At 40.5% G+C, this 26,033-nt stretch carries 36 protein-coding genes; 16 read left to right on the forward strand and 20 right to left on the reverse strand.

The genetic code is table 11. From position 1 onward, the window contains the following. The 18 genes from VF675_RS02840 to VF675_RS02925 all read right to left on the reverse strand — a co-directional run bounded on the left by VF675_RS02840 (position 1) and on the right by VF675_RS02925 (position 12,705). Complete coding sequence (locus VF675_RS02840) at positions 1–930, reverse strand: hypothetical protein (protein ID WP_440204729.1); 930 nt, start codon at positions 928–930, stop codon at positions 1–3. Then, entirely contained in the window at positions 930–1,169 is a 240-nt protein-coding gene (locus tag VF675_RS02845) for a hypothetical protein (protein WP_440204730.1), read from the reverse strand. The genes VF675_RS02840 and VF675_RS02845 overlap by 1 nt, the downstream gene beginning before the upstream one ends. Next, on the reverse strand, positions 1,170–2,375 hold the full coding sequence (locus VF675_RS02850) for a phage head morphogenesis protein (RefSeq protein ID WP_440204731.1): 1,206 nt from the start codon (positions 2,373–2,375) through the stop codon (positions 1,170–1,172). It abuts the gene before it with no gap. A 2-nt stretch (positions 2,376–2,377) separates the two neighbouring features. Further along, positions 2,378–3,835: a phage portal protein family protein gene (locus tag VF675_RS02855; protein WP_440204732.1), complete on the reverse strand. Its 1,458-nt coding sequence runs from the start codon at positions 3,833–3,835 to the stop codon at positions 2,378–2,380. A 9-nt stretch (positions 3,836–3,844) separates the two neighbouring features. Beyond that, positions 3,845–5,251, reverse strand: a complete 1,407-nt coding sequence (terL, locus tag VF675_RS02860) for a phage terminase large subunit (RefSeq protein WP_440204733.1) — start codon at positions 5,249–5,251, stop codon at positions 3,845–3,847. Beyond that, positions 5,241–5,708 carry a DUF2280 domain-containing protein gene (locus tag VF675_RS02865; protein ID WP_440204734.1) on the reverse strand — a complete coding sequence of 156 codons (468 nt, stop codon included), beginning with the start codon at positions 5,706–5,708 and terminating at the stop codon, positions 5,241–5,243. The genes terL and VF675_RS02865 overlap by 11 nt, the downstream gene beginning before the upstream one ends. A 46-nt stretch (positions 5,709–5,754) precedes the next feature. Beyond that, complete coding sequence (locus VF675_RS02870) at positions 5,755–6,372, reverse strand: putative metallopeptidase (protein ID WP_440204735.1); 618 nt, start codon at positions 6,370–6,372, stop codon at positions 5,755–5,757. 1,095 nt (positions 6,373–7,467) lie between these two features. Continuing rightward, positions 7,468–7,908, reverse strand: a complete 441-nt coding sequence (locus VF675_RS02875; RefSeq protein ID WP_440204736.1) for a hypothetical protein — start codon at positions 7,906–7,908, stop codon at positions 7,468–7,470. Then, positions 7,905–8,309: a DUF559 domain-containing protein gene (locus tag VF675_RS02880; protein WP_440204762.1), complete on the reverse strand. Its 405-nt coding sequence runs from the start codon at positions 8,307–8,309 to the stop codon at positions 7,905–7,907. The genes VF675_RS02875 and VF675_RS02880 overlap by 4 nt, the downstream gene beginning before the upstream one ends. Positions 8,310–8,395: 86 nt before the next feature. Then, entirely contained in the window at positions 8,396–8,788 is a 393-nt protein-coding gene (locus VF675_RS02885) for a hypothetical protein (RefSeq protein ID WP_242769315.1), read from the reverse strand. 2 nt (positions 8,789–8,790) lie between these two features. Further along, on the reverse strand, positions 8,791–8,994 hold the full coding sequence (locus VF675_RS02890) for a hypothetical protein (protein ID WP_242769316.1): 204 nt from the start codon (positions 8,992–8,994) through the stop codon (positions 8,791–8,793). Further along, positions 8,991–9,257: a hypothetical protein gene (locus VF675_RS02895; RefSeq protein WP_440204737.1), complete on the reverse strand. Its 267-nt coding sequence runs from the start codon at positions 9,255–9,257 to the stop codon at positions 8,991–8,993. Before VF675_RS02895 ends, VF675_RS02890 begins: the two co-directional genes overlap by 4 nt. Then, positions 9,254–9,616, reverse strand: a complete 363-nt coding sequence (locus tag VF675_RS02900; protein ID WP_440204738.1) for a DUF7694 domain-containing protein — start codon at positions 9,614–9,616, stop codon at positions 9,254–9,256. Before VF675_RS02900 ends, VF675_RS02895 begins: the two co-directional genes overlap by 4 nt. Before the next feature lie 318 nt (positions 9,617–9,934). Next, positions 9,935–11,245: a replicative DNA helicase gene (locus tag VF675_RS02905; protein WP_440204739.1), complete on the reverse strand. Its 1,311-nt coding sequence runs from the start codon at positions 11,243–11,245 to the stop codon at positions 9,935–9,937. Beyond that, complete coding sequence (locus VF675_RS02910) at positions 11,245–12,006, reverse strand: helix-turn-helix domain-containing protein (RefSeq protein ID WP_440204740.1); 762 nt, start codon at positions 12,004–12,006, stop codon at positions 11,245–11,247. Before VF675_RS02910 ends, VF675_RS02905 begins: the two co-directional genes overlap by 1 nt. Further along, on the reverse strand, positions 12,003–12,164 hold the full coding sequence (locus VF675_RS02915) for a hypothetical protein (RefSeq protein ID WP_165492556.1): 162 nt from the start codon (positions 12,162–12,164) through the stop codon (positions 12,003–12,005). The genes VF675_RS02910 and VF675_RS02915 overlap by 4 nt, the downstream gene beginning before the upstream one ends. Before the next feature lie 43 nt (positions 12,165–12,207). Further along, entirely contained in the window at positions 12,208–12,474 is a 267-nt protein-coding gene (locus VF675_RS02920) for a hypothetical protein (protein WP_180062111.1), read from the reverse strand. Between the two features lie 12 nt (positions 12,475–12,486). Next, a complete protein-coding gene (locus tag VF675_RS02925; protein ID WP_180062112.1) occupies positions 12,487–12,705 on the reverse strand; it encodes a hypothetical protein in 219 nt (72 codons plus the stop codon). Positions 12,706–12,832: 127 nt separating this feature from the next. On the opposite strand from VF675_RS02925, the gene VF675_RS02930 reads away from it, so the two are divergent. The 16 genes from VF675_RS02930 (at position 12,833) to VF675_RS03005 (ending at position 22,863) form a co-directional block, all read left to right on the forward strand. Further along, entirely contained in the window at positions 12,833–13,501 is a 669-nt protein-coding gene (locus tag VF675_RS02930) for an XRE family transcriptional regulator (RefSeq protein ID WP_440204741.1), read from the forward strand. A 21-nt stretch (positions 13,502–13,522) separates the two neighbouring features. After that, positions 13,523–13,735, forward strand: a complete 213-nt coding sequence (locus VF675_RS02935; RefSeq protein WP_440204742.1) for a hypothetical protein — start codon at positions 13,523–13,525, stop codon at positions 13,733–13,735. Positions 13,736–13,803: 68 nt separating this feature from the next. Further along, entirely contained in the window at positions 13,804–14,976 is a 1,173-nt protein-coding gene (locus VF675_RS02940) for a type I restriction endonuclease (protein WP_440204743.1), read from the forward strand. A 106-nt stretch (positions 14,977–15,082) separates the two neighbouring features. Continuing rightward, positions 15,083–15,910 carry a HipA family kinase gene (locus tag VF675_RS02945; protein ID WP_440204744.1) on the forward strand — a complete coding sequence of 276 codons (828 nt, stop codon included), beginning with the start codon at positions 15,083–15,085 and terminating at the stop codon, positions 15,908–15,910. Next, positions 15,903–16,736, forward strand: coding sequence for a hypothetical protein (locus VF675_RS02950; protein WP_440204745.1), 834 nt, complete (start codon positions 15,903–15,905; stop codon positions 16,734–16,736). Before VF675_RS02945 ends, VF675_RS02950 begins: the two co-directional genes overlap by 8 nt. A 195-nt stretch (positions 16,737–16,931) precedes the next feature. Then, on the forward strand, positions 16,932–17,372 hold the full coding sequence (locus VF675_RS02955) for a hypothetical protein (RefSeq protein WP_440204746.1): 441 nt from the start codon (positions 16,932–16,934) through the stop codon (positions 17,370–17,372). After that, the gene (locus VF675_RS02960) at positions 17,369–17,902 is read left to right on the forward strand and encodes a hypothetical protein (RefSeq protein WP_440204747.1); all 534 of its coding nucleotides are present in this window, start codon (positions 17,369–17,371) and stop codon (positions 17,900–17,902) included. Before VF675_RS02955 ends, VF675_RS02960 begins: the two co-directional genes overlap by 4 nt. Before the next feature lie 2 nt (positions 17,903–17,904). After that, entirely contained in the window at positions 17,905–19,026 is a 1,122-nt protein-coding gene (locus tag VF675_RS02965; protein ID WP_440204748.1) for an ATP-binding protein, read from the forward strand. Then, positions 19,023–19,700 (forward strand): 3'-5' exonuclease, encoded by a 678-nt coding sequence (locus VF675_RS02970; protein WP_440204749.1) that lies wholly within the window; start codon positions 19,023–19,025, stop codon positions 19,698–19,700. Before VF675_RS02965 ends, VF675_RS02970 begins: the two co-directional genes overlap by 4 nt. A gap of 4 nt (positions 19,701–19,704) precedes the next feature. After that, on the forward strand, positions 19,705–19,893 hold the full coding sequence (locus VF675_RS02975) for a hypothetical protein (RefSeq protein WP_180062121.1): 189 nt from the start codon (positions 19,705–19,707) through the stop codon (positions 19,891–19,893). A 139-nt stretch (positions 19,894–20,032) separates the two neighbouring features. Continuing rightward, on the forward strand, positions 20,033–20,818 hold the full coding sequence (locus VF675_RS02980) for a hypothetical protein (RefSeq protein ID WP_440204750.1): 786 nt from the start codon (positions 20,033–20,035) through the stop codon (positions 20,816–20,818). Beyond that, positions 20,818–21,144, forward strand: a complete 327-nt coding sequence (locus tag VF675_RS02985; protein WP_440204751.1) for a hypothetical protein — start codon at positions 20,818–20,820, stop codon at positions 21,142–21,144. Before VF675_RS02980 ends, VF675_RS02985 begins: the two co-directional genes overlap by 1 nt. Beyond that, positions 21,137–21,451 (forward strand): hypothetical protein, encoded by a 315-nt coding sequence (locus tag VF675_RS02990; RefSeq protein ID WP_440204752.1) that lies wholly within the window; start codon positions 21,137–21,139, stop codon positions 21,449–21,451. Before VF675_RS02985 ends, VF675_RS02990 begins: the two co-directional genes overlap by 8 nt. Then, a complete protein-coding gene (locus tag VF675_RS02995) occupies positions 21,448–21,777 on the forward strand; it encodes a hypothetical protein (protein ID WP_440204753.1) in 330 nt (109 codons plus the stop codon). The genes VF675_RS02990 and VF675_RS02995 overlap by 4 nt, the downstream gene beginning before the upstream one ends. Beyond that, the gene (locus tag VF675_RS03000) at positions 21,767–21,970 is read left to right on the forward strand and encodes a helix-turn-helix transcriptional regulator (protein ID WP_131261769.1); all 204 of its coding nucleotides are present in this window, start codon (positions 21,767–21,769) and stop codon (positions 21,968–21,970) included. The genes VF675_RS02995 and VF675_RS03000 overlap by 11 nt, the downstream gene beginning before the upstream one ends. Before the next feature lie 107 nt (positions 21,971–22,077). Then, positions 22,078–22,863 (forward strand): rRNA large subunit pseudouridine synthase E, encoded by a 786-nt coding sequence (locus tag VF675_RS03005; RefSeq protein WP_440204754.1) that lies wholly within the window; start codon positions 22,078–22,080, stop codon positions 22,861–22,863. Positions 22,864–22,910: 47 nt separating this feature from the next. Here the strand turns inward: VF675_RS03005 and VF675_RS03010 are convergent, their stop codons facing one another. Beyond that, positions 22,911–24,137, reverse strand: coding sequence for a PD-(D/E)XK nuclease family protein (locus VF675_RS03010; RefSeq protein WP_236093656.1), 1,227 nt, complete (start codon positions 24,135–24,137; stop codon positions 22,911–22,913). A 113-nt stretch (positions 24,138–24,250) separates the two neighbouring features. Continuing rightward, positions 24,251–25,954 carry a M61 family metallopeptidase gene (locus VF675_RS03015; protein ID WP_440204755.1) on the reverse strand — a complete coding sequence of 568 codons (1,704 nt, stop codon included), beginning with the start codon at positions 25,952–25,954 and terminating at the stop codon, positions 24,251–24,253. Positions 25,955–26,033 lie beyond the last annotated feature (79 nt).

Consider the following 26,033-nt stretch of genomic DNA (forward strand, 5'->3'; position numbering starts at 1 on the left):
TCACACCCCTGCTGCTTTATTGAATAGATTTGTAATCTGACTTGTTTCTGTAGCAGTCAAAGCCCTGTTAATCACAAGCAATCCGCAATGGTTTGTATTGCCATTGTACGGTGTCGGGATTGTCTGACCTGTCAGAATTTGAGTACCCACATTCGGGACTGCTCGAACTACAGTGCAGCCTGTTAATTGTGCAGGTAGTGTAGTTATGAGTTTGTCGTCTACAGTGTCGTAATCTAAGTGCTGTGGTGATGCAACTAACAATGGGCGCATTGATGATGTGGTTTGGGATGCGTGGTTGCCTGCTATTTCTTTGATCGAAACACTTGTTGCTGACCAACCTCCACCATTGTCCAACCTACCTGAAAAAATCCCTATATCACTTGAACTAAGAGCTGTAAATACCCCCAAAGTATGCCTACCAACACTTTTTGGAATGAATACTACTCTCCCACCAATAAATATGAACGGGTCGCCTCGCACGTAAGATGACACCTCAATTGTTATTGTGTAATACTTGTTAGCGACAATATTTGCATTCGGTAACAGAGCACGATCATTTGTTATCGTATTAAATGACATGATGCCATTCGCTATAGTTATAGTCGGTGTCCCGTTTGGTTGTAAAATCCAATTTGCTGCGTTATCAAAATTAACATCGCTAATTAATTCAGCACCTAAAACAAGACTCTTACTTTTATCCAGTATCAATCCAACAGGCTGACCAGCACCAGTTGCAGGCACAGTCCCCGCAGCATCCTGAAACATCGTAGATAGATCATTCGGGTCGTAGACAAAACCTTGCTCATTGTTTGCAAATAGGCTTTCGATGATTTGGTCAAATGTCTTTGATTTTGATGTGCTGCTGAGAATCGTGGCTCCAGGTGTCCAAAATGCACCGCCAATGACGGTGCTTAGCGGTGTTTTGATCATTAGGTTGCCTCAGAATATGTAATCTCGATTGGATACGAATTAGCATCCCACATCCAAACGCTAAACCCCTCGCCAATATTCATTACCGATTCCTCAAGCACATGGTATGCACTCTTGTTCGGCATAGTTGCGCTAATAGCATAAAAAGGCTTTGAGCCTTTATTAACTGTTACGTGTACCGCTTTTGACCCATCAGATACTTGGATAGGTGTACTTGTTAGTTGTACTGTTACTGTCATTTAATTCACCAATGCTTTTAATGTGTAAATCAATTTGCCTTGACTTGTTTCAATCGAAACCACCTCAAACGACAAGCCAAATGGAATCAAAACCCCTTGCCCTGCATTTAACTTGCTTAAATCAATGCCTAGGCCTTTAGCATTCTCAATCTGAATTACAACATCACCTGCAGACTCAGCCATCAGCAACGGCGCATTAAATTGCACTGTTTGCCCAAGCTGATACCCTGCCACTTGCTGAATAGTCGCAGTACCCACCACAGTTGAAGCTGTATTACTTGCCACAGCTTGAATTGCAGCCATGTCAGCACTTAGCCACCGCTTTAACGCATCATCAGCCAGTGAAGTCGCAGACGCATTTAGATACGTGGTCAATGCAGTGTCATTGCCTTGCACATAATCAAGAAAAGTCCGTATTGCAGTTGGACGTATTTGTGGATCAAGTGGAATCACCGTATCTGCAATTGTATTGAATAGATCCCGAGTCTTATCATCCATTGGTGCAAACAGGCTTGTCAGCTTTTTAGATGCAGTCCATTCCGCTTGGATGACTTGCTTTTGCTCAAGCAAGAATTCTTTATCCAGTGATGAATCAGCAATCTTTTTATCGACCAGTGATTCAAGTTCACCAAACTGCAAAGGATGCGAAGACCAGTCCAAAGCCTCAGCGACATCAGGCAGTTTGTCATCTGGTGTGATGCCATATTTCAAGGCCTGCTTTTCGGTTAAGGCGATTACGGTGCAGCGGCAACGAAAGCCCAATGGTGGATAATGTGTCAGCCAAAATGGATGCTCAAACGGCAAAACGATCTTGTCTAAAGCCAAGTGGCTTGGACGCACCCGACTATCATTGATAGCCGAGTACATCAAGTAAGGACGTTTAGCCTTATTTCGGTTTTGCTGGATCCATCTCCCATGACCGTAAGCATTTTGGATATTGGTACGAAATACGTTGTCCAGATAATGCTTAGGTAACTCGATACCTTCTTTTTCAACCAACTTTTGAAAGTCCTTAAAGGTACCACCGTCAGCAATGGATTTATTCACTGCCTTAATGACCGTTTCAATCTGCTCAAGACTCGACAAAAAGCTAACCGTAGTTGCCATCTGCCGAGTTTTTAAATCCAGTGAATAGAACTCATCAGACAATACAATCTTTCGTTGCTGTGCATATCGTAGTGCTTCAAGGAATGTGACTGGTTGCAATGCTATTCCCCTTTACTCGCAGCCATGTATCCCAAAATATCCGCAGCATACAAAGCCTGATCTAACTTGGCTGTAAACTCGGTTTTAGTGGCTTTTGGGATAAGCTGCATAAGATTGAACGCCAACGCCTCTGGAGTTTCCGATGTGCTTGCTAACTGTCTAATCTCAGCATCATTTAGCAGCGTTAAATCATCCTGCCCATCTGTCAGTTCTTCAACTTCTTGCTGTGCATCGGATAGCTTGCTTGCTGATGCCTTAAAACTGAATGCTTGCTTTGGTACGGCGCTAAACTGGCTGAAGTTGCTTTGTGCTTGCTCCATCAAATCGCCTTCTTGCAAACCATATTCACGAATGAAATAGTCTTTAGAAAAATTAGCACCCGCATTTTTTAAATGCACATCACGCTCGGCTTGGTCTTTGTTTAGTGGCTTAGGTTTTTCACCAAGCATCACCTTATACTCGCCCCAACCATTTAAGCTACACAAAGCATTAACCACAGCCTGTAATGTCGGTGTAACTAAGCGAATATCAGACTTTAACTTGTCCATTCGGACGTTATCATGCACCTGACCTAATGCACGGCTGCCCACACCATCTGTGCCACTTGTGAGCGTCTGCCCTAGTACAACTTTTTGAATCTGACGAATCAATTGATTGTTAAATGATTCAAATGCTGCACCTGCTGTGCCACTGGTGCCCGATGTAGACAAAACCTGAACATCATCTTCGGCATCAATCGACAATACACTTTGAGCATGCGCATCGAGCAAAGCACGACTCATATCCTCGGTTTCAGTGTCTTTACACTTACCGAGTAAAATTGGCGTACCAAAACGCTCTAAGAATTTTGCCCAAAACTTAAAGCCATTCTGCTTAAAGAAAAACAGCCAATACAACGTTGCTAATAATGCTTTACCGTATGGCTGTTGATATGTAGCTTTGCGTCGAGTTAAGAAAAACTTAAATACCTGATCAACTTCACTCTCCACGCCTGTGCCATCTGGTCGATAGATTAAGCGCCCATCATTCTTTGGTTCAAACCATTCCATCGGCTTTTCGCCAATCCATTGCAGCCCAATATAACCTTCAGGTTTTAGCTCATACACAGCCTCTTGAACTGAATAACCAAAAAACAAGCCACTCATGGCGCCAGTCGCAATCTCAAAAAACCATTCTTTTAAAATAGCATTTAAGTTTTCTGCCTCTGCTGTATCGCTTGGCTCAATTCGTAACGGCGTTGCCAGTAAAGCATCAACACGTGTTTCTATTGCTTGTGCAATCTCGTCATCATCAAGCAAAACACGCAATTTATGCCGAGCAATACCCGCTTTGCGAAGCACCTCATCAATATCAGGCTGCTTGCCAAAATTAGATAAAAACTGTGTGACTGCTTCTTGAGTGTATAAGTTCCCATAAGACAAAGCCTTTTTTGACGCTTTGCCCTCTTTAGACTTTGCCATGTAAGCACCTTAATAAGTTCGAGATCCTGCCCCTGCAGGTTTTTTTGGAGTTCTAGCTTCATTTAGCTCGTTAAAGGCATCACTACCAGCATCCACCTGGTCATCATGCTTGCCATTCGGAAAGTTTCGTAATTCCTCAATGAATGCCTTGTTCCAGTCACCACGAAGCATTTTCACGTTACCTACGTTAACCTGAGCCGCAAATGGCTGAGCCCGTGTAATCTTGTCACCTGAAACTGTTTCGGCTTTGACATTAAAACCAGATAGTTTGGTAATAAAGTTCTTCGCTTGAGCTTTACCCGCCTGACCTGGATCCTGCGGTAATCGAATAGCAACTGATTTACCATCCATCTCGGCAGTTTGTTTGATACGCTTTTCAACCCCGTCGGGACCTAGCTGTGCATGCTGTACATCTACGATATAGATACAACCATCTCGGCTTTTGGCCTCACGCACACCCGCTGTGTAATCCCCTTCATTTTCAGAAGATGCTAAATCCCATGCACGCACTTGGTGGGTAATATCGGCAGGCAGTGCATCCACAATTTCAATATTGTCAGGCTTAAAAAAACCACCCGCAGGCGGTGATGGCATTTGGCGATATTGCCCCGCAAATACATACGGCGCTGCCAACTCCATTCTTTCAAGCGCTTCAATATTGTGTTTCTCAGGCCACAAAGCAGAACCATCAGGCTGAATAGCAGATAAGCATAAATGCTCCCACTCCTCACCGTTACCACCACCGAGTAGCCAACCTGCCAAATCTTCCTCATGCAAGCGCTGCATAATGACAATGATTGGCGTATCAGGCGAGTTTGTGCGGGATTCAAGCGTATTCTGAAACCATTCAATGACGCCCTTTCGGATAGTGTCTGAGCGTGCTTCACTGGCTTTGTGTGGGTCATCAATAATGATTGCACCGCCAAATGAATCTCGGAATTTGCCTGCACCGAAACCTGTGATGGTACCACCTGTACCTTGTGAGTAGCAGACTCCGCCCTTTGCTGTACGCCAATCATCCTTTGCCTTGCTGTCATCCCGCAGTTCAAAATCAGGGAATACACGCTTGTATGCTTCTTCTTGCACCAAGTTACGTGTCTGAAATGCGTTGTTTGCTGCAAGTGTGGCTGAGTAGCTGACATGAATAAACTCACTGTCAGGCGCTTTGCCAAAACACCATGCCATGAAATTAATTACAGCCAATTCAGTTTTAGAGTAGCGTGGTGGGATATTGATAATTAAACGCTTAGTCTCGCCACGGTATACTTTCATCAATGCATCGCAGATTACCCGATGGTGCCAGTTATGTAGCCACTTGTATTTCCTGCGCTCTTTGAACATATAGCGTGAGAAAAAATACAAATCCTCTTGAGCTTCAACCTGTATCGCCAACTCACGTGCTGGATCAGTATTCATCTAAAACCCGCTCCCTAGCTTTTAGGTAGCTTTCAGTTGATACGTTCTGGCTGATGGTTTCTATCGGTCCACCACCTGCGCCTGTGATTTCTTGTTTATTTGTAAACTGCCCACCGCAGTCTTTAGCAGCCTGTTCAAGAATCTTGAGTGACATCACTGTGTTCTTTGCATTGCGCTCTAATTGCTTCTGATACTGCTTTAAGCGGTAATGCTTGTTTGCAATCGGGATATCAATTAAACCAGCATCAAAATCGGCGCGGGTTTTATGAAACAGCTCGACGAATTTCTTACTTAGATTTTTACCAGCCGCTTTGGTTGGATCGTAAAGTTGGCATTGCTTTCTATCAATCTTTACACCAAATTCTTGCAAGACCTGATCTGCCACCTCTTGAGGGGTATCACGGCATGCAAGAGCTTGAACTATAAATATTTTTACAGGCTCTTTTAATGCTGCCATAAACACCCCTTTGTCTAGCTACGTCTAGCAAAACAGGCAAAAAAATTTAAGCCAACTTCAATAAACACGCACCACATGCATGAGCAATTTTTGCTTTGCCGATTGTTGGACCATCATTTGCAAGCTCCACCATTTTTTGAACGTCTGGTGATGCACCGTAACGCTGAACGACACCGTGAAATTCTTCTACATCATGCGGTCGCAAATAATATTTATACTCGCCTGTAGACGGGCTGATTTGGTAGTTACCATCTTCATCTTTTTTAGCACCCACGTGATACAGCTCATGTTCGATTAATGCGCAAAAATCAGTATCACTGGCATTGTGTGCAAACCATGCATCAATCGTGATGATGAAATTCGGTACACAACCAAACCAATCAATCATCTGTTTTTCTTGACGCATCTTCCGCCAGCCGCCCGCCATCGGCGCAAACTTTTCAGTCTGACCCAGAACAATTTTTTCAGACTTTTTAAATCCACTTGATGCCCATAGCACCATGAATAAATCATCATCCCACGGCGATATATGCATGTGATCAGGATTGTGTAGCTCACCATCCTCATCAATGAATGTTTTTAAAATCCATTCTTTTAATTCGTGTGCAGGCTCAAACCCCACTGGTTCTTCAGGGTCAAGATCAAGAAGGCTTTGAGGCGGCATTGGTCGTTTCACAGCAATACATTCCGTAAGTTTCTAATACGATCTTTTAAGCGGCGCATGATGCCGTCTATCGCTAGCATCTCTGCCCGCGTCAATCCCGATCTACTGAGATTTTGATACTTAGACAGCTCAGCACTGCAAAATTCTAAGTCTTGTTTCGCCTGTACTTTGTCTGTCATGTGATCACCAATAAGAAAAGAAAAACCCCGCCAATAATGCATATTGAGCAGGGTTTATGTGCCGTAATCCGTTCGGCAAAAGTGCCACTGGAGTTGTGGCGAGGGTTACTTTGTTTTACCGCACTTGCGACATTCAACTTGAATAAAAATATCCGACTCGTAGTCGTAATCGTGAATACAAAACAATCGTTTTAAAAACTGGAGCATGCTTTTCTCCATGCATAAAAAAACCCGCATTTGGGGAAATGCGGGATAAAACTATGAACTACAGGAAAGTTCTAACTAGAGTGTACGACACTATTTAACCAAAATATATACCGTTCATCGGAATATGGCACGCCATGCGGGATTCGAACCTACAACCATTGGTATAGAAGCCCCATGCTCTATCCAGTTGAGCTAATGGCGCAAAATACCCGTTTTCGACAAGCCATCGGGTTACTGCCATGAGGGCCCTTCAATTAAAACCCTGTCTAACCGTTATCCACCCATGATGTGGTGACTGGAGATCAACGCCACGGCTCGGCTGTTTTTAAAGGCGCCGACAACGCCTTTAGAATTCTAAATAAAAAGGGCCTACAAATCATGTAGACCCTTTAATTGGCGGCATTCAATTTAAACCACTACGAATAAAGAAAGCCGCCATAAAAAAAGCCCTACATCTCTGTAAGGCTTTTCCCCTTGGTCATTTGCGCTGATACAAGGAATCGTTGTTTTTTTACTTACAACAAAATAATTAAATCATTAATCGAATAAAAAATGAAGCAAAAAACCACTAATAAAAAAGCCCACATTTCTGTGAGCCTTTACTATCAGTCTTTCCTGATCGTCATTTGCTTTTCATGTGGTTAAGTGCGTATACATGACTTTGACCACTTAACACAAAATAGCATATTCGCATTTAAATGCAAGTTATTTAATCAATTTTCAGTCTTTTATCATGCCCTGCCAAATAATACTTTCCTGCATAAACCATGTTGTTAATCGAGCTACGACTTAAAGCAAATTCACGCACCATCTGATCAAGCGACAACCCTCGCACGTTCTTCTCAATAAACAATCTCACTGCCACCTTTGCCGACTGACAAATCCGATTTGAGAATTGAATATCAATAATCAACTTTCGTATTTCTTCAGCTTCATCATCTGAAATACTGCACGTGATTTGGTTTTTACGACTGCCGTAGTCTTTATTGTTCTCGCAGATAAGCCAGTAAATCTGATTAATGCCTAAACTATCTGGAACATTACCTGACTTCATTCGGCATGTTTGGATGTATGCACCATACTGTTTCAACCATTCTTCAATTGTATATTTTGACCAATCCATCACTTGCGCTTTTAACATTGCATTCATCCCTTCACCAACCCTTCAATCTGTTTAATTGCAAAACCGCTTGTCACTTGCTCTGTGCTGAACCGTAAAACCTGATAACCCATCATTGTTGCTGCGTTATATTTTTCCATATCCCCCAAATAGCCTTTACCCCGTGTATGTCTGCCGCCTGACCAGATGCCGCCTTCAACTTCGATCAGCAGCTTCGTATTCTTGATATGAAAATCTGCCCGCCATTTTCGTGATGTGTGAAATTTAAATTCCTGCACAAATTCGATTTTTAACGCTCTCAGCTGTTGGATCAGTGCTGCCTCACCCACACTTTCCACCTTTGCGCCTTTGACCTTTTTCTTACGCTTGGTGGCAGTCTTACGACCACCGCCATAAAGTTTTCTGTATTCAGCAAGCGAGATGCTAGTCACCATCACCTCGCAATGCATACATCACAGGACTTGGCACCCAGCCACAGTACCCACAAACCAAACCGCCTGTTAGGCGGCCACAGAATTTACACATGTTCACCTACCCGTTCTATGACTGTTTGAATGGCTTTCAATGTCATATCCTTGTCAGCGGAATCACGTAAAAGATCAGCAATCATTGAAACTTTTCGCTTATATTTCTCAGCAACTTTTTCAGCAGATTTCTGCATACGATCCTGCACAGTGTTGAATGCGATTAGCTCGTTGTGTTCTTGTTTAAGCTGGATATAGCACTGCTCCATGTTGTTGAGTTGATCAATATTGACTTGTTGTTTACCCCAAACCCGATAAGCCAACCGCACAGTCAGATTCTCAAACTCACCATCACGTTGAATGAACAGACGCTCACCGTGTTGGAAAACTAATGTTTGGTATTCAGGCGTTGTTTTCAGCCATTCTTGGAAGTCATTCGCTTTCATGCTCAATCCCCTTGCAGCAACTTCAAAACCAACACCACAACAGCCAATGCACTGCAAAGGCCAATCCCAAAGCTAAACCCTCGGCTCATCCATTCCATAACCGCGGTGTTATTGAATCCACCACTGAGCCACTTCCAAAAGAACCTAATTGCAAAAAATAAAAATGCGCTAAGCAGCACACAAATCAAAAAGTCTTTATTGCTCATAAATCCCCCTGCACAATTGTCATTGGGCTGATGTGGTTTTTAATGTCAGTCACATAATCGGTGTTTGCATCAATGCGGTGTCCAGCTGCAATTTCTTCTGGTGTGGCGTGACGAATCTCGTCGATAGAAACCAGATAATAGTTATCTATCTCAAAAACTCTCTTATCCATCGTGCAGTAGGTTATTTCCCCGTAACCTGAACCTTTGTGCTCATCACAAAAATGAGCTTCAAATACAACCTTGTCACCTGCTTTAAAACTCATGCCACACCTACCTTTCCAACCATAAAACTTGGTGGAGTTGGAATTGATTGCTCTACTGGACGCCATAAGTGCAAACAATTTGGGTGATTGTTTACATAGTCTTTTTCACTTGGGTGGTACTGGATTACACAATCTTCAGCATCCCAAAATAAGGATTTGATGAAGCACATCTCTGACCATGTTGGGCAACGAGTAGGTAAAGAAACGCTCACATGCTCCCAACCCATCTGATCGCTAGCAATTACTGTGAAAACCTGTGTTTTGGTTTTTACCCAAAACGCACCATTGTTTCCCAAACTTGCATCACTACCCATCATTCCCTTTGTAATACGAAACTTTTCAGGAACCTTAAAACTCATGCCTTCACCTCGAATAATTGTTTCGCCTTATCAGTTAGAAAAATCCGATCTGGATGACATGACGTCCCCGACTTAGATCGAATAAATCCTGCATGTTTTAAGATGTTTATATTTCGCTGAATTGTTCTTCTCGTCAGCTCTGGAAATTCCTCATGCACCGAAGTTATTGTGCATACAGGCGTTTCCCGAACACACTTTAGAATCAGGATGTAGCGCTCAAAGATAACCGCGTGGTTTTTATTGCCCATTACCCACCCCACTTAACCAACGCAGCACCAATCGCCACAAATACAAACATCAAAACTTTGTTTAGGTCTTTCATGCCGTACCCTCCTGAACGCTCATGAATCGACAAATATCCAAGCGATCTACAACACGCACGACACCCTTTTTTCCATGTCTGTTTTTTGCAACAATGATTTCTGTAATGCCGCTCGGCTGTTCGTCTTCGCCAGCAATTGGATTCACCAACAAAATTTGATCTGCATCCTGCTCAATCTGGCCAGATTCTTTTAAATCTGAAGCTTTAGGGCGCTTCCCTTTCTCGGACTCTCGGTTAAGCTGTGCAAGTGCGATTACAGGGCAATCAAATTCTTTAGCCATGGCCTTGAGGTCACGACTGATTGAACTGACTTCCTGATAACGGTCTTTTTTGCTTGGGTCACGCACCAGCTGCAAGTAATCAATAACAATGCAGCCTAGTTTTTTATAATTTCGCTTGGCTTTACGGGCATAGGCATGAATTTCAGCAATAGTTGGTTTTTGCTTATCTTCAATATGGATTGGCAGCTTGCTAAAACTCCCCTGCGCCTGAGAGAATTCCTGAAGCATGCCGTCATACAACTCTGCATTGTGAATATTGTCATACGGGATTTTAGCCAAAGCCGAAATGCAGCGGTTGGTGAACGTCTCAACATCCATTTCTGCAGACACAACAAGCACGGCCTCTTGGTATCGCATTGCTGTTTGAATAGCGACCATTTGCGCTAACGTAGATTTACCTGAGCCTGGTCTACCACCAACAATACAAAAATGGCCTTTCTGAATCGTGCCCACAAGGTTATCTAGGTGAATCAGATTGAATTGAACACCCGTGTATTGTTTTTTTGCTTTTGCTTCCGCTTTTTCAATCAGCTGTTGACCAGATCGCTTAAGTGCTTCCTCGAAAGTAAAGCTTGTTTTTTCAGCATGGTCAGTCGAATTTGTTTTACTAAGAATATTTTCTGCAGCGCTATGCACATCAGTAACGGTTAAGTCTTTGGCCACTTCCTGAATACTGCGACCAATTAACTCGACTTCACGATGTGACTTGAGCTTATTGAGTTGAGCAACATAGCTTTCAAGGTTATAAAAACTTGATGGCGAATCGGACATCAGCTTGAATAAATAATCCTTAGCACTTTCACCAGCCAGTGATCTTTTCTGGTTGAGTTGTTGTTCAACAAACAATGCGTCATACGGTTTGTTTTCATTTGCCAAATCAACAATGGCGCTGTAGATCTCTTTGTGTCGTGTTGCATGAAAACAATCCTCGGATAAATCATCCATTACGAGCTCAAGCGAGTTTTGGACGGTCATCAATGCGGCAAGCACACATTGCTCAATCGAAAGGTTATAAATTTCAGACATCACCAATCCCCCTCAATTGCTGTGTAGTTTTCAGGTGCATTTGCTTGTTGGCCCTGGTATTCAGAAAGATTGATGTTTGATAACCAACTTGCATTAAAACCTTTCCAATCTCGAACAATGCAAATTTCAAGAATTGTGTTCAGAGGTAATTTTGATTTTTCGACTTGAGTCATAAAATTTTTAAATGATGTTTCGCTGTTCGATGCTTTTTTGTTTTTACGAACAAGCATCCAGTCGTTAATCATTTGGTTGTCAGCACCAAGTTTTTTTAACTCATTTGCGAAGCTAAATTTCGCTGGTTTTTCAGTATTAATATTTATAGATTCATTGATAGGTTCTATTGGTAGATTCCCTAACCCGTTTTTGGGTTCGTTACCCACCCCAAATTTGGGTTCGTTACCTATACCGTTTTTGGTATCGTTCCCAATTTTGGTACTGTTCCGTTTTTGGGTTTGTTTAACTGCACCGTTTTTGGGTTCGTTACATTCGCGTGAATCAACACCAATTAACTGCAAAACTCGAATCTGATTTGTGTTGCCTTTGCGCTCACCAGTATCAGCAATTAAGCCCAATTCAATTAACTCACAAACCGACTTTTGAACAGTTTTGAGATTAAGCATCGTGTCTTCAGCTAATCGCTTATTGCTTGGGTAGCATGTGTGATGCTCCCCTGCGCGATCGGCAAGTGATAACAAAATAAGGCGCTGAGTGGCGTTTTTAACAGGCGCTCTCCATGCCCAACGAGTCGCATCAACACTCATAACATCACCTGCATTGCAAATTTGCATAACTCAATTTTCGCTTGTGCTACAGCTTGAGAATTGGCAACTGTCTTTTCTGCTGCATATCGCTCAACTGCTTTCTGAAATAAATAAATCTTTCGATTCATTTCTATTTCGGTTAGTATTTGTTTGTTCAATTCGATTCTCCAATCAATGGACACTAAAGCCTGATCTAGACCATCAGGCTTTTTCTTTGTCTGCCGAGGTAGCCGAAGTTTCCTTTGTCTGCCCCCATAGTTTTTCCATACGATGAAACTCACGCTTACGTGCAACGAGGTTCTTTATGGCTAAATCTCTTAACCACTCAGCAACAGTTACGCCTTGTGCGTTGCAAATGGTTTCAATCGCTTGGTTTGTGTTGTCGTTAAATTTCACAGTCACAGGATTGCAAAGCTTCCCTTCTAGGAATCCTGCTTCCAGTGCTTCATTCATATCGTCCACCCCCATGTGTTCACCTCATTACACAGCCAGAGCTGCGAATTCTTTAAGTGACGGGCAAAGATCAACAGCTTTAAAGGTGCCCTTGGTTTCACGTTCGGCGCGAATAGCAACCTTTTCTGACATATTCCAGCGGCCATTCACGTAACCACTAATGGTTGACTGGCTTACCTTAAGCGCATCACCAGCTGCTTCCTGCCCACCAAAATGTTCAACTAATTCTTGGTAGAGAGTATTCATGATGTTCCCTATAAATATAAGTACACCATAATATTATTAGCATTCTAATATTAATTCAATAAGTATTCTAATTTGATTTCATATTAGTTGGCTAATATTCTTATAAGAATTGATTGAGGTGCGTGTAATGCTTAAAGACAGACTTAAACTTGCAAGAAAAAATGCCAAGAAGTCACAGCAGGCTGTTGCTGATGCAATAGGCGTAACTCAATCCGCATATAGTCAACTTGAAACTGGACGTGTGGATTCGAGTTCCTTCCTACCTGCGATAGCCAAGTTTTTAGGTGTTGATGCCTACTGGCTACAAACAGGTAAAGAATCAGAAAAGTTTGATCCGTTCATTACTGTGGATTCAGTTGTAGCAACCGAAGACTATAAAGATGAATTTATCTGGATTGATGTTGTTGAAGCTGTGTTTTCCTGCGGTGTGGGTGAGTCAATCGAATTCCATTTCGATACGATTAACGGAAAAATCCCATTTTCCCCATCATTCATGAAAGATAAGAATGTCACTGATAAGACAATGAAAATCATTAAAGCCAAAGGCGATAGCATGGCTGATTACATCAAAGATGGTGATTTGGTTGGGATCAATTTAGCCCAAACAGAAATTATTGATGGTGAAATTTACGCTGTGTATTTGGCTGGCGAAGGCATGTTGAAACAAATATTCAAAGAAGCTGACGGCTCTTTGGTGCTTCATAGCTTGAATGAAAAGTTTCCAGACAGAATTGTAAGTGAAGAAAATGGAAGGAATTTTAAAGTAATAGGTCGCCAGTTTTGGCGGGCGGGATAAATTTTAAAATAGAGAATACTTATGCACCCAAAACAAATAATGAATCAAATCATTGAACGTATTAACAATGCTGCAGCTGATAGCGAGTCACTAACACTTAACCCTGAAGAAGTGAAAATTCTTTCAGAAGAAATTGGCGATCTACACTTCATTCCTGTACTTACCAATGAGCAATTGATCCAGCTATGCAATGAGGGAAAGTTGGGTCAAAAGATGGTTGAAGAAGATTGTTAGCTATATAAAAAATTAATTGAAGATAACCTGTCTATTAAGACAGGACTACTAATCCAAAGGGGGAAGCCATGGATAATTTTGTACAAAGACTAAAAAATCATATTGAACATGTGAAAAAAGTGGGTGAGCACTGCACAACAGAGGAAACTACAAAGCAAGCTCTTATATTACCTCTATTGGATATTTTGGGATTTAATCCATACGATCCAACGAAAGTTCTGGCTGAGTTTGCAGCAGATTTCCCAGGAGTCAAATCAACAGAGCGTGTTGATTATGCATTATATTGCAACGGTCAGCCTGTAATGTTCATTGAAGCCAAGCCTTATATTGCCAACTTAACTAACCACGCCCCTCAACTATCAAGATATTTTAATAGCAGTCTTGGTGTAACTATTGGCGCTATTACAAATGGCCGTGAATGGAGATTTTTTACTGATTTAATAAACACAAATGTTATGGATGAAAAACCATTCTTAACTATTGATTTTACAAAAGCACATCCTGAAGATTTAACTCAATTGGCAGAGTTTAAGCATGATAATTTTCATGCAGAAAAACTTAGATTTTTTGCTGAAGAAAATCAATATATACAGCAATTTAAATCTGTGATTAAAAAAAGCATAAATGAAGTTGATATCGACTTTGTTCGCTATGTCGCACAACAGGCTAATATTCAACGTCAACTAAATACTAAGTTTCTTGAGTCCATCCAGCCTTTTGTTCAGCAGGCGGTACAGCAAGCGATTAGTGACACGGTTGTTAAGGGCTTGTCTTCTCCTACAATTATTACAGCACAACCTGTTGAGCAGAAGTTAGTTGGTGATCAGCCTGAAGTTAGCCAGGTAATACAAGAACCCGACTTTATCGTAAATCCCGACAATGAAAAAATCATCACAACAAAGGATGAGCAAGATCTGCTGCGCATTGTCACTGAATTATTCCCAGATATTGAGTTAGATGGCCGTGACACGGAAAGCTACTATTCTGTTTTATATCAAAATAAAAATAACAGATGGTTGTTTAGATATGACGTGAATCGTAAACGCCCTACTATTCAGTTTAATGTATCTATTGATGAGACACGTAAAGCTGAACTTGAGCGTGCTGGCCTAGAAATTCAAAATAATGGGCAGATTTTTATAGAAAAACCAGAGCACATCTACAGAATGGTAGGTATTTTAAGAGATAGCCTTGAATATTGTATGAATGACGAAAATTTCAAACGTACCTCCAGCCAGTAAATTTAGATGAGTTTAAGCCGCTATATGCGGCTTGGTTATTAATTGCGAACCCGACGCAGTCCTTTAGAACAGATCGGGTAGTAAATTATAGAGGGTGGAGTGCAGTATGGTATTGGATGAATTTTTAGATAACCACTTATTGTATGGTAGGGCTTTGATTGATTTGCAAGTAAGCAAAAAGGGTTCTAACCCTTTATGGACTGGGTTTGTCTCAACAAATCAAGGAGAATTTCCTGCATATATTAAAAAATGCAATCATAAAGATGGTTTATGTATCGAGATTATTAGCTCATTATTAGGGTTAATGCTTAATATTCCCATCCCAAAGCCAATCCTAGTTTTGGTTGAACCCAACCACCCTCAGATAGTTGTGAATGAACCCACTTTTTTGTTTGGGTCTCAAATGTATGAAATGCCATCGTTTGAAAGATTCTTATGTGATCATAATTTAAGCGAAGAATGTTTGCTTGATTACCCTAATCTTCATTCTATTGTTGCGTTTGATGAGCTTATTGCTAATCCAGATAGAAATAATAGTAATATTTTATATGATGGCGAATCCTTTAGATTTATTGATCATGAAAAAGCATTTTCTGCTACTCAAGACCCAAGGCAACCAATCAGTGAGATGAGTAAAATTGCTAACATCTCAGATATTGTGCAGCACTATAAGGGAGAGAATGATGTATACATCCACAAATTAATGTCGAAAATAAAAAAATCAATTAGTGAAGAAATGTGGGCGACAAACTGTGACTCGCTTATTAAAAAAGCTAAAGATAACTCGGTACTTAGTGAATATAATTTAATTCTTGAAAGGGTGCGTAGCTTTTTACTAGCTAGACAAAGTGTGTTGGCAGTTCTAATTGAAAATGCTATAAAACCACCACAAAACCCTCAGCAATTGGACTTAATAGGAGGTTATGATGTTTAATAAAGTTTCATTTCCCTCTGCACCTGATTTTTTTGCTGAATGGCGAACTGTGTATTTTGAGCCAATTCCAAATAGTGGGGAACGTATTGCTATACTCATAGTTATTAAGAATGTGAATGGTAGGATTGAAATTTTTGATGCCCTACACCCTACTGTTATCGATAGTCTATATGGTTCAAAAGCATCGTCATTTAACGGGTATTTAAAATTAATTAAACTAAATATTTTAAAAAATAATGGTGAGTCAACCATTGATGGAGTTGATATTAGCCCTTGGCATTCATCTCAATCTGTAAATATTCAAGGAGTAGTTAAACAAGCCCTATATAAGACTGCAAGCCTTGGAGCGGTTGCTTTAAAAAGCCTGTTTGAACAAGACGATAGTTCTATTGAAAATGAGCAAGTAGATAATCGTTGGTCTAAACGGATAAAAAATGCAGTGTTAGAAATTGACCCATCATATGAAAAATCATTCGATATAAAAATTCCCATTAGAAAAGATGTAAAAATTCTTTGTGGTTTTCATACATCAAGATACTCTGCAAAATTTAATGTCTGTACGTCACAGACCATAACTAGAATGAAATCAAACTTAATGGATCTCCAAATATTTGATTCTCACAATGTGTCTGATAAATTTGACTTAATTATTCAAATGCCAACAGATGACAATCTTCAAGTTTCACTTAAGACTTTGGCTAGAATGAAAGAAAATATTGAGTTACTAAAAGAGGAAGTCGCATCGAAAGCAAATATTAGTATTTACACCTGTAATTCAGAGAAAGAAGGTGCAGCAAGAATATTTGAAATGCTTAAAGCTAGTTAAGATTAAATCCTCATCCAACCCACCCCAGCGGTGGGTTTTTTATTGCTTAGAAAAATAAATATTAGCAAAATTATAAAAAATATAAGTAAAACTATTGACCACTAATATTAGTATGCTAATATTTATCTCGTAAACAACAAAAAAGCACACCGACCGTCAAATCATGTGTGCTTTTTCCAAAACTGCGAGGTAATTATGAATACAACAAACCAATCTTTCAAGTATCCAATTGTAGCTATGGCTGCTGCAGTTGCCACAGTGGGCGCTTTGGCTGTCACCTACACACCAAAGCCAACGACTTACACACCCGCTTTTACAGCGAACACTGCACCGTCTCAATACGAGCTATTACAGCTGCGTATGACTGACAACACCAAAGGTCAGGCTGTAATTCGTTTAGATGGTTTCCGCATCACAACAACTTTTGAAGTTGAAGCATTTGAAGACAATTACGGCGTTCCAGGATCTGAATTTACTGCTGTTGATGTTACCAGTCTTGATGATGTTCAGGTCTTTGATGCAACTGGCAAACGCTATAACGACTTCACCGATCACATCGATCACCGAAACATGAATGCTCTAATCAAAGCGCACATCGAAAAACACCGTTTAGTTACCGTGGGAGATGAATCATGAATTTTGCAACTCCAGAACAAGTGTTCACTGCCCTTGGTGATGGCAAGGACGTGTATTGGTCAGAGGATGGCTCAAGCGAATGGACTCCTTTAAACCAAAAGTCACAGCTTAACTTTTCAGACTTGTACTCAGGCTTTTTAAAGTTCCGTGTTGAGGATCTTCCGAAAATAAACATGCCGATTGAAGTTGCTGACACACAGTACTTTTCAGCCTTTGTACGACATGAGGGCAGCTTTGAAATTTACCGTGTGGGCACAACAAAAACACGTTTTTATGCACTAAAGCTGAAACGTAATGTGCGCTCTGAAAACTACTTTTCAAACATTGATGTATTTGCAGTTAACACTGACGGTAGTTTGAAAAAGGTGTTTAGAACAGTTGCTAATGATTGGGTATTTAGTGCTTTGGAAACGGCTCGCAAGGCGAATCGTAACCGCGAATATAACCAAATTCTGCAGGATACAGGCTTCTTTTCTAGCAAAGAATATGGCGAACACAGACGCAGAAGCCGCCGCATGGGAGGAATGTAATCATGGCATTACCGATTATTACAGCTGACCAGCCGCTAATTGTTCAGGCGATCATTACCTACATCTATGCGGATCCTGGTCTTGGTAAAACTTCTATGGGTTTTACAGGTGACAAAGCCATATCTTTTGACTTTGACAAAGGCGCACATCGTACTGGTGAGCTACGTCGTGGTGCCGTGGTTCCTGTTCAGCAATGGTCTGATGTTGCAAATATCACCCTGCAGGATTTAGCACCGTATAACACTGTTGTGATTGATACCGTGGGCGCAATGCTTGAAAGCATTAAAACCCACCTGCTTGGCAACCGTGAAAACCGTCAAAAGGATGGCTCACTTAAGCTTAAGGCGCAGGGTTTGGCCAACAACATTTTTACTCAATATGTGAACAACTTGGTCAGCTCGGGTAAAGACGTTGTATTCATTGCCCACGCATCAGAAGACAACTCGGGCGACCAAGTTATTTACCGTCCAGACTTAGGCGGTAAAAACAGAAATATGCTTTATCGCATTGCAGACATCATGGGTTATTTGACCACTGTCACTACCAGTGAAGGTAAAAGTGCACGTGTAATTAGCTTTAAGCCATCCCCTACTCACCACGCTAAAAACTCAGGTGCTTTAGGGGGTGAAACGGGCGAGGTTTGGGTACCTGATCTGAAAGAGCACCCGCGCTTTTTGGCTGACCTAATTAATCAAGCCAAGAGCCATATCAACACACTAACCCCTGCACAGCTTGAAGAGCAAAAGGCTCAGCAAGACTTGGGTAACTGGGAGCAGAGTTGCAATGAAGCAAAGCATGCTGGCGATATTAACGAACTGACCGCTTCTTTGGTTAAAGAGCATCGTTACTACGAAGTTATGCGCAAAACTCTACTGCACCATGCAAAGCGACTGGAATGCACATTCAACAAAGAATTGAACAAATGGATTGGGCCAAAAGAGTTTTTAGGCATCACGGATGAACAGCGCGATGAACTCCAAGACTTACTTTCCCAAAACAATGTTGATGTTATGACGTTCTGCGAAGAACAAGGAATTGACAGCCTTTTAGCAATCAATACCGCTGACTTCCAGGCAGTAAAAGCACACATCATGAATAACTTTAAAGAGGCCGCAATTGCATGAACGCAGTAATTTTAGACACCGAAACTCACGACATGAATGGATACCCGATTGAGATTTCGTATTCGCCTTGCGACTTTGTAGATGGCGCTTTGCACGTGGGGCATGAATTGAATTTTGATGAATACTTTTCATGCCCAGAACGCATCTCTTATGGTGCGATGGCAGTGCATCACATTTTGGAATCCGACATTGCAGGCAAGCCAAGCTATGAAACTTTCCGCTTGCCTACCACAGTCAAATACATGATCGGTCACAACATTGATTATGACGTTGCAGCAGTTAAAAAGTGCGACCCAAAAATTGAAGTGAAAGCAATTTGTACTATGGCACTTGCTCGGATGCTATGGCCTGAATCAGATAGTCATACGCTTGGCGCCTTGTATTACCAAATCAGTGAAGACAAAGAAAAGGCTCGTAAGCATTTACGCAATGCTCATAACGCGAAATATGACATTTACTTCACTGGTGTATTGCTTGAGGTGTTGGTTGGCGAGCTGGGCATCAAAGACATGAACTCGCTTTACATGATGTCTGAAACAGCGCGTATTCCGAAAATAATCACATTCGGCAAACATAAAGGTACTTACATTGAAGACCTGCCGAATGACTACAAAGCTTGGTTACTACGTCAGGATGACTTGGATCCGTATTTACGCAAAGCATTAAAAGGGTAAGAACATGAAGAAAAATTATGTTTGGAGCTATAAAGCAAAAGTACAAGGCGGCCGTGGCTACATCACTGGGCAAGTTGAAGCGCCTAATTACAGCCAAGCTGAACAAATGGTTATTGATGACAATTTATTGGTGGATTCGGTTGAACTGAAATTATGCCGCAATGTGAAGCCAACACAGGAGTTTGCAGCATGAAATACACATATTCCTCAATGACCCGCACCTTAACTGTGTGCGGGGCGAAGATGACACACATATTTAACAACGTGAGTTTAGGTGAAATTGACAGCCTAATTCTGAACGCAAAATTCAAAGAAGCGAACTGGAGAGAATAATGAATTCAGCAGCTGATCTAAAACGATTACATGAGCAAACGGCTCTACAAAAAGCAAAAGACAAGGTAATTGATGCTTTAAAGAATGACCCGCTTGGCTTGTCTGCAAACCAATTAATGACTGTTTGCCGCTTGAGTATCAAGACAGTGAAAAACATCCTGGCAACGATTGATGTGCAAGAAGAGCATGGGGTTTATTCCCTGTCAGGTGCTACTAGAGCAGAAATAAAAGCTGAGCCACAGCCACTGCCAGCAGAGCAACCAAAAGCTGAACAACCTAAACAGGTTTCAACCAGAGTGCAGGCAAAAGCTCATGAAGAAATTTTGCAGTACTTGCATGACTTTCCTGAAGGTTTAACAAAGCCTGAATTGATGGCTGCTTTGCAACTGAATGACAAGCAATTCACCAATGGGATTTATAAGCTCAATAAGGATGGCGAAATTATCCGTACAGGTAAATTCGGCAGCTACAAATACCAATTAAAAACTGATGGTCAAGAAATGAATACTGAAGTTATGGCGGCACCAGTTGCTGAAGAAAATACGATTGAAGTGCAACCTGTTGTAGAAACGTCTGCTCAAGATCCACAACCAAGTGAGCCTGATGCTATCGCTTTATTAAAAGACCAGATTAAAACAGTGGTCACACGTAAAAGTGAATTGACTCTACAGCAAGACCAACTGAGTGAACTTTTATCAAGTGTATTCGGTTTAAACACAGTCAATTTCTGTGTTGAAGGTAGCCGCTTAGTGGGTGTGCATCTTTCTCAAGAAGAGGTGGCGTGATGGATATTTCGATCAAACAAGAAAAATGGCGTCAAGAACGTCCATTATTTGAAGCTGAGTTTATTCACTCTCACCTTCTACCGTATTTCAATTTCAATGAAAGCACTGGTGATTACGAAATCAAAAGTGAAGTTGAATTTAACGAAGATGAAGATCGTAAATTGGCTTATGAGGTTTTAAATAGTAGCTGGGTTATGTGGTTGCGTGCAAAACGTGATGCCAAATCGCAAGCCGACGCACCAGGTCACATAACTGTTACCCATGAGCGTTTTCAAGAGCTTATTGCAATTGGGGTTAAGGCGGCACTGGAGCAAGCTAATGACTGAAATTCAATTAACAAACATTCAGTTCGCCCAGCTTCAACTCGATAACCTTGTGGCTAAGGATAAGCCATACATTGAAACGTGGTCGGCTGGTGACGTTGGCTCATTCAATGCGATTTTAAATGCGGTGGATTTTGACAATGAGTTCACGTATCACATGCGCGGCTGGTCAAGACAGCGTGTTAAAAGCGGTACTGGTGCAATGATTGAAGTGAATGAAATGAATGCGGATCAGCTGTATCACTTGTTCACTTGTTATTTGAGTAGGTTGCCGTGTGGTGTGGTTAAAGCTTTAGGAGAAGTGTCTTGAAAGCGAATGAGTTTGTTAAAAAGCACGGGTTGAATAAGGCAAAGGTGTTACTGTCAACACAGGGTAAAACAATCGCAAATCTAAAGAGTGAGTATACCGCAGAGCAGCTTAAAGAGTATCAGATGTATATTGTTTCTGACGACCTGATGAGCCTTGTTGAGTTGAAACGCCTTGTCGAAAGTCATGAGTTGGTTAAAGAGCATGGCGGCTTAGAGCGAGCCAAAATGTATGTTGAATCAATATACACAGCGCCAGAAGTTGTTGAGCGCATGAAGCAAGCCATCGCAGATGTGGAAAGTTGTATGGAGGTGAATGATGGAAATTGATCGTAGAATCCGAGCGAAAGAATTTATGCAGTTACTGGCGATTGGCAAAGATAAATTTTATGCCTTGGTAAATTCTGGGGATATTAAGCAGCCAGTACGACTTTCTGAAAAGGATGTGTTTTGGTATTCATCTTATGTGAAGAATAAAGTTGAAGAACACAAAACAGAATCTGATATGATAGCCCACACTTAGTGGGCTTTTCTTTATCAAATTTTTACCCTTCATCTCCCAAAACGGGTAACTAAACGGGTAACTCGAAAACCACAATATAATATATTTATTCTTTTTAGTAGGTTACAGTGAAAATAGTTATCCTAAATAAACCATATGACGTTCTCTCTCAATTCCGTGAAGATGAAAAACATCTCACCATGTCGGCTTTTGTTGATGATCCAGACTTACGTTTAGCTGGTCGTTTAGATATGGATTCGGAAGGCTTGGTGTTCTTGACTGATCATGGCGGCTTGAATCAGTTTATTACCAATCCAGCCAATAAAAAATACAAAACCTATTTGGTTCAAGTCGATGGTGATGTCACTGAAGATGCCTTGGCACAATTGCGTAAAGGCGTGGAACTGAAAGATGGCATGACTTTGCCTGCGCAAGCGTATAAAGTCGATGAGCCTGAATGGTTGTGGGAGCGTGATCCTCCTGTACGTTTCCGTGCTTCTGTACCTACTTCGTGGATTGAAATTTCAATTTGTGAAGGTCGCAACCGCCAAGTGCGTCGTATGACGGCTGCGGTTGGTTTTCCAACTTTGCGTTTAATCCGCACCAAAATTGGTTCAATTGACTTGGTACAATTGGGTTTACAACCCGGTGAAACTAAAGAAATTGAACCGTTGTTGTATCCTGATTTTAAAGATGTGCCTGCTGCTGAACCGTATCGCTCGCGTTCTTATGTGAAAAAACCTGGTGGTAGGGGTGGCAAGCCAATCCATCAAAAGAAAAATAAAGATGGCACTACCAAGAAAAAATCAGGTACGCCACGTATTTGGCAAATGGAAGAAAGTGAAAAGCCACGTCGTAAGACCAATGGTACCACACGTCCTAATACCAAAAGCCGTGGACGTCGGGCGCGTTAAATAAAAAGGAATAAGCTCACTCATTATGGTGGGCTTATTCCATTATTTTAAAGGAGTTCAGACTCTAGTATTTGAATATACTTTGGTAAATCCTGCTCTATAAGTTCACGAAACTTTTCAGTCAGAATTTTTCTCAATTTTTCTGTATCCCCACTTTCTATAAAATCACCAATATCATTTTCAGACAAAATTAATTTCTGAAATGACTGATGCCATTTAGGCTGTAAATTCTTGTCAACACGATTAAAAAAACTTTTATGTTTGCGGTATATTTCAAAAAGCCTTTCACGAACTTCTTGTTCACCTGCTCCAATTTTTAAATCAAAATTAACAACATGATTTCTTATATTGAACTCATACAAATAAATAGTATTATTTTCTAAATTTCCATGCTTTGGAAATAGACCTTTATCCTTTAATTTCTCAATATTTTTATGCAAAAATATTGGTTGAAAGCGGACATAAGTTTTATTACTGTTATAAGGTAACAATAACTTCTCTTGCTCGATAAGTTCACGTAAAATATTTCCAATTTCACTTGTATCATTTGGCGTACTATATTTAAAAACTAAATCGAAAGCAGACTTATATCTCTTATAGAGTTTTTTTGCGATATCTTCAATTTCTTTATTTTCATTCAACATAGATTTTAACGTCTGTAAATATTGCTCAAGAACAAATTTAGTTTTTTCAGCCAAATTAGCTGATTGTTTTAGGATTTTTTGTTCAATCAGCTTACTAATATGACCATAATTTAACTGAACATAATGTTTTGAATCCTGATCATTAATATTTTGATCTTCCAAAGACAAATAAATATAAATCTTATGTTTATAATCAGGATAACTTGTTTCAATAATATTTCTATATTTTCTAAGCTGACCTTTTCCTTCTCCAGAGTATATTTTATTTTCAATCATCATACAAAATTCATTCTTTTTAGATAAAAACAATAAATCTATATTTTGCATTTCCCTATGAATTACGAGGTCATCAAAATCTAAGTGAACAAAATCAAAAACAGATAAACCTGACTCATTACCTAAATTTTGAAATTCATTTTCTTTAAAATATAATTTTATAAACTCTTTTAATACAAAATCTCCTAATTTATGAGTTTCTGCAGGATCAAACAGCCATGCTAAAAAATTTGAATGCTGTAATTCTCTGTGTGAAACTCTTAAAATTTCCATAAGATTGACTTCTTCATTTACTAAATTCTGCAAACTATTGAAGTCATCATCTAATATCAGCTCTTTTAACTGATATTCCACCTCATTTCTCATAATTTAAGCCTTGGTCCTTCTTAAGCATTACACTTAGTTACTTTCTTAATATTTTTATTAAAAGTAAACCGATGCAAAAGCATCGGTTTACATTTTTATGATCAGCCTTTCAACCACTGCTCTACTTTTGCCTGATCTGTAACATTTAATACCACTTCTGGCAATTCAATCTGCGCAGCATTTAGCTCAAAAGCCATCAACTCATCACGGCGGAAAGCATGAACAGTATAAATTGCATCCTGTTTGGCATATCGCTCAAGGGATTTTACCGTAGCTTTTAAACCATCAATCGCAATAATCACATCATGCGCAGAAAGTCCCGCTTTTGCCGCTGAACCCTGACGATGTGCAGTTTGTACCAATACCCCTTCAGGTTTATCTGCCAATTTCAAACCAAATGGCAAAGACTTATCCTGTTTTAGCTGATAATCAATCCCGAACTCAGGCAATAACTGATCGAGCGGCAATTCATCAGTCGTGTTGATTAAATGGTGGATTTGCTCCGACCAATCATCCCCAGTTAATTCTTTGCATAAATCAAAGATGGTGCGCTCATGTACTTGAATGCCCTGTTGCGCATTGGCATACAATTTCTGCATTAAGGCATCTAAGCTTGAACCACGTAAGCGCAAGCCCAAATCTAAACATAAAGCCACCAAACAACCTTTGTTATAGTAGCTGGTTCCTGCATTGTTCGAGTTTTCATCTTGACGATAGAACTTGACCCAAGCATCAAAACTGGATTCTGCCACCGTTTGAATCGCACGACCCGGGTTTTGCAAATAACGATTAATTTGTGCTTTAAGTAGCTCCAAATAAGACGCCTGATCAATTACACCACTACGAAGCAATAACAGATCATCGTAATAAGACGTAAAGCCTTCAAAAATCCATAACAGTGACGTATAGCCTTCCTGATTCAGATCATAATTCACAAAGCTTTCAGGACGAATGAATTTCACCAACCAACTATGAAAATACTCATGGCTGCACAGACCTAAAAAGCGCTGATAATCTTTAGAAGGTTGTTCAGGTTCGTTAGCTTTCGGCAAATCATCACGAGGTGTAATTAAACTGGTACTGTTTGGATGCTCTAAACCGCCATAGCTATTGCCTGTTGCCATGGTCATAAAGGTATAGTTTTCAAATGGCGCAGAACCAAACATGGTAATTTGTGTAGCACAAATTTTTTCAATATCTTGCTGCATACGCGCAGCGTTCATTGCATGTTTGCCCGAAACCACAAATTCGTGTGGAATATCTGCTGCGGTAAAACTAAAACGGGTTTGTTCTGCCAATTCAAACGGTGCATCAATCAGTTCGGCATAGTTTTTGGCTTTTAAGGTATAACGCCCTTTCACCAAACTTTTTGCTGCCAAACCTGTCGCAAGCTGAAAATGCTTCAGCTCGTCTGGTAAAAATAATTCAACTTCAATAGCTTTATCTTCTTGCCCATCTAAGCCCAAACAGGCACAGGCAGGATTGACGTATAAACGGGTTTGATCGACATAAGCGCCACGCACTGACAAATCATAAGCGTAGACATCATATTCCACCGTAATCAATTCATGATCGGTGTTAAATAAGCGCCATTTATTCTTTTCAAATTTCTGAATTTTGAGGATACGCCCCGCTTCATCATAAGCACGTACCGACTCAAGATGTTTGGAAAATTCACGAATTAAATAGCTGCCTGGAATCCAAGTGGGTAGAGATAAAACCTGAGTAGGATTAGCCAATAAACGCACGGTGACATGAATAAGATGCTGACGATAATCGTCAAATTCGATTTGATAATGCAACATAATGGGCAATACAAAATGTATAAATAAGAACTTGGCAACAAGCTTAACATTTTTTTAGCAATTGATGCGTCAAGATGAG

The sequence above is a fragment of the Acinetobacter sp. Lyrl_1 genome (assembly GCF_051948795.1).
Taxonomy (GTDB): Bacteria; Pseudomonadota; Gammaproteobacteria; order Pseudomonadales; family Moraxellaceae; genus Acinetobacter; species Acinetobacter towneri.